Source organism: Pedobacter sp. 01T416_2 (assembly GCF_056398925.1).
The window spans coordinates 1-3,710 of record NZ_JBFTQI010000608.1 but is presented as its reverse complement, the minus strand read 5'-3'; the positions used below and the strand labels follow the sequence as shown (position 1 = coordinate 3,710).

At 35.3% G+C, this 3,710-nt stretch carries 5 protein-coding genes; 4 read left to right on the top strand and 1 reads right to left on the bottom strand.

Annotated features, from left to right (window positions below):
- Together AC1DPQ_RS21140 and AC1DPQ_RS21135 are read left to right on the top strand one after the other, a co-directional pair.
- Positions 1-364: VOC family protein (locus AC1DPQ_RS21140; RefSeq protein ID WP_477610779.1), on the top strand; the 364-nt coding region annotated here is incomplete at its 5' end.
- 66 nt (positions 365-430) lie between these two features.
- Positions 431-1,588 (top strand): serine hydrolase domain-containing protein, encoded by a 1,158-nt coding sequence (locus tag AC1DPQ_RS21135; protein ID WP_477610778.1) that lies wholly within the window; start codon positions 431-433, stop codon positions 1,586-1,588.
- A gap of 9 nt (positions 1,589-1,597) precedes the next feature.
- On the opposite strand, the gene AC1DPQ_RS21130 is transcribed toward AC1DPQ_RS21135, so the two are convergent.
- Positions 1,598-1,822 (bottom strand): DUF3606 domain-containing protein, encoded by a 225-nt coding sequence (locus tag AC1DPQ_RS21130; protein WP_029280094.1) that lies wholly within the window; start codon positions 1,820-1,822, stop codon positions 1,598-1,600.
- A gap of 298 nt (positions 1,823-2,120) precedes the next feature.
- Between AC1DPQ_RS21130 and AC1DPQ_RS21125 the strand changes: the two genes are divergently transcribed.
- Both AC1DPQ_RS21125 and AC1DPQ_RS21120 read left to right on the top strand, forming a co-directional pair.
- Entirely contained in the window at positions 2,121-3,329 is a 1,209-nt protein-coding gene (locus AC1DPQ_RS21125; protein ID WP_477610777.1) for a glycosyltransferase family 87 protein, read from the top strand.
- 107 nt (positions 3,330-3,436) lie between these two features.
- Positions 3,437-3,610 (top strand): DUF3606 domain-containing protein, encoded by a 174-nt coding sequence (locus AC1DPQ_RS21120; RefSeq protein ID WP_215127755.1) that lies wholly within the window; start codon positions 3,437-3,439, stop codon positions 3,608-3,610.
- Positions 3,611-3,710: the final 100 nt, after the last annotated feature.

The following is a 3,710-nucleotide window of genomic DNA, read 5'->3' as shown; positions in this document are numbered from 1 at the left end:
TCATATCGCTGTTTATGTAGCTGATCTAAGCGTAGCAACAACTTTTTACGAAAGTGTGTTTAACCTTAAAATCATTCCCGAACCTTTTAAAGATAACCGCCATACCTGGTTTACTTTAGGGCCAGCCGGACAGTTGCATTTAATCCAGGGGGCAAAAGGAAATGAGGTTTTTGATAAAAACGGGCATTTGTGTTTCAGTGTTCCATCAGTTGATGAATTTGTAAAGAAGCTGAATGCTAAAAATATCAGTTTCGAGGATTGGCCAGGAAAGAAAGGCGGAATTACCTTGCGTGTAGATGGCGTAAAACAAATTTATTTCAAAGATCCCGACGGGCATTGGTTAGAAGTAAACGATGCCAAGTAAATTTTTCACTACGCGCAGATTTTGTTTTGCACCATCCCTTATATTTAGGTTTTATCCGCTAAGCTTATGAAACTAAAATTCCTGAAATATTTTTGTACTACCTTTTTAATAATTGGTGTAGTTGAGCAATTAAAAGCTCAAAATGCTAACGCCGAAGCAGAATTTAAAACTGTAATGGATAAATATAATGCGGTTGGTGCTGCTGTGGCTGTGGTAAAAGAAGGTAAGATTATTTATACCCACTCTTTTGGACTAAAAGATATAGAAAATAAAAAGCCTTTAACTGATCAGGATATTTTCAGAATTGCATCTATTTCGAAGTCTTTTTCGGCAACATCCATTATGCAACTGGTAGAGGCCGGTAAAATTTCCTTAGATGATGATTTTGGCGATCTGGTGGGTTTTAAAATCAGGAATCCGAAATTTCCTGATCAGAGAATTACCTTAAAAATGGCTTTATCACATACTTCAAGTTTAAACGATTCTCAGGGATATCTTAATCTGGATGTAATCAATCCGGATAAAAATCCAAACTGGGCCAAATGTTATAATGAATACGCCCCAGGAAGCAAATTCGATTATTGCAATCTTAATTTTAACCTGATCGGTACCATCATCGAGAAAAAATCGGGTGAGCGTTTCGATAACTATGTAAAAAATCATGTGCTTAAACCCTTAGGGCTTTATGCAGGTTATTGCGTAGACTCTTTAGATAGCACGCGTTTTGTTAATTTATACGAATATCATGCCGATACGAAAACTTATACACCGTCGCCAACAGCATATGCGCCACGAAGAACAGAAATTGCAAATTACATAATGGGTTATAGTACGCCTGTTTTTTCGCCAACAGGTGGGATGAAAATTTCGGCTAGTGATTTAGCTAAATATATGATTATGCACATGAATTATGGCACATCAAATGGTATTAAGATAATCACTAAAAAGAGTGCGAAAAAGATGCAGACTGCCTTGACCGATGATGAAGGGTATGGCTTGGCCATCAGGACTGCAGATCAGCTTATCCCGGGTGTAAAACTGAAAGGACATACCGGTTCAGCTTATGGTTTATTCAGTACCATGTTTTTTAATCCGAAAGACAAATTTGGCTTCGTTATCATTACAAATGGTATAAACGCTACCTATACCGATGGCTTCCCTGATTTCAGTAGGGCAGCCATCAACAGCTTGTATCAGGCATTTATTAAACCAAACCAAAATTAATCTTTAAACCTATGAAGGATTAAGAAAGCGTTTATAAGCATTACCGGATTTAATTTTTTCCATGGTCAAATATTCTTTCACAATAGAAAATTCCATACTCTGGATGGCTTTAACCACCGATTTTAGTTTTTCACCTGTAACACCTAATCTGGCTGCCCAGTAATTGCGATCTTGTTCATCTGCAATCTCAATAAACTCTTTCCGGGCATTCATCGAATTAATTTGATATTCCATCTTTTTATTGGTTTTTGGTTAGTTAATATGTGATATAAACACCGATAATTCTGATTTGGTTTTGGAGTTTTGCCAATAGATAATCAAATATAGCTGCGCAAAGGCTTTTTTGTTAATGATCACGAGGCGAAAGCCTTTAATTGCCCTAAACCGATTACAAAACTGGTCTTAAAAATCGATTTAGGTCTATTCTTTTATGAATGTTATTTTAGCTCAAAAAAGAGTAACATTTTCCTTACAAAACATTAGGAATTCTCAGTTAGCATTTTTATTATTGTATTGTAATGTAATTTTTACAATGCCAGATCATTTTCTAACCAACGCTAAAAGTTTATCCCATTGCCCAAAATATTATCAGAACAATCGTTTTGTATTATTTCTTTGGGTATTGATTACACTTATTTTTGTGATCGATTCTTGGGCAACACACCGGTATAATAACTACCTTATTTTTGAGAATACCTTCAGGAATCTTCTTCAGCAAAAATCTCTTTATGCATGGTACCCGGCTTATCACGAAGATGCCAATCATTATGGTCCTATTTTTAGTCTATTAATTGCTCCATTTGCATTAATGCATAATTGGATCGGTTTACTTTTTTGGAACCTGTTTAATTGTTTCCTGCTCTTTAAAGCGGTTCAAACCTTACCTCTAACGGAAGATGAAAAGGTGATTATCGGTTATATTGCCATTCCCTGTTTAATCGAATCGATGCTTAACCAGCAGTTTAATGCCGGTGCCGCGGCCTTAATGATATTGAGTTATACGCAAATAAATAAAGGTAGAGGGATATGGTCTGCGCTTTGTATTGTGCTGGGTACATTTATTAAGCTTTATGGCATTGTGGGGCTAGTATTCTTCTTTTTTGCGAGGAAAAAGCCAGTTTTTGTGTTATGGTTAATCATGTGGTCTATCATCATATTCTTATTGCCAATGTTGTTGGCCTCTCCTCATTTTGTTGCGCAAAGTTATATCGATTGGAAAAACTCACTGATCGGGAAAAATATGATTAATGTTTCAGGTGGAGAAGATATTTCGATTATGGGTTTCTTTAGGCAACTATTTGATATTCCTAAAGTATCAAATTTTGTTTTTCTTACACTTGGCAACCTATTGTTTATGTTGCCTTTTCTGTACATTACTTATTTTTCGAAAAGTAAATTCCAGCTGATGATTCTGTCTTCCGTATTGTTGTTTCCTGTGCTGTTTAGTACTGGAGCAGAAGATTGTACATTTATCATTTCGATAACTGGTGTTGGCATTTGGTATGTAAACGAAAATAATAAAGTGCTAAAAAATGTATTGTTGCCAATTTTACTTTTCATCACCTGCAATTTCCCTTTGCTGCTTTTTCCAACTTTTGCAAAAGCGCATCATTTATTATTATCCATCATTAGTTTTCCTTATTTTTTGGTATGGTTGAGGGTTATCAATATCGCTATAAACGATAAACTCGTCTATGAAGAAGAAACAGAACCAGAGAGGGTTACAGCACTAGTAGATTAACTTTTAAATTTTATTTTTTTAAGGTTTTAATATCCGTTTGAAAAAATGGCTGTTAAAACCTTTTTTATTATTCGGCTGTTTTATAACTGTCTAATCAAAAAATAGTTATGGATGATAAACAAAAAAACGGTAGTGCTGATCGGGCTAGGATCAACATTAACGAAGGTTATGAACTAGATTATTGGTCTAACAAATTCGGAGTAAGCAAAGATAAGCTGAAAGCCGTAGTACAAACAGTTGGTACCTCTGCCCGCGCAGTTGAAGATTATTTAAAAAAGTAAAATATTGATTATGAGTCTGAAAAAGTATGTTGCCAAGCGCGATTTCTCAAAAACCACCGAACCAAAGTCGGGTAAAAGCAGCGATAGGAACAAATTACAT

Excerpts from the sequence above, each read along its gene's own strand:
- AC1DPQ_RS21120 (WP_215127755.1), top strand. The coding sequence starts at position 3,437 with ATGGATGATAAACAAAAAAACGGTAGTGCTGATCGGGCTAGGATCAAC.
- AC1DPQ_RS21135 (WP_477610778.1), top strand. The coding sequence starts at position 431 with ATGAAACTAAAATTCCTGAAATATTTTTGTACTACCTTTTTAATAATT.
- AC1DPQ_RS21125 (WP_477610777.1), top strand. The coding sequence starts at position 2,121 with ATGCCAGATCATTTTCTAACCAACGCTAAAAGTTTATCCCATTGCCCA.
- AC1DPQ_RS21130 (WP_029280094.1), bottom strand. The coding sequence starts at position 1,822 with ATGGAATATCAAATTAATTCGATGAATGCCCGGAAAGAGTTTATTGAG.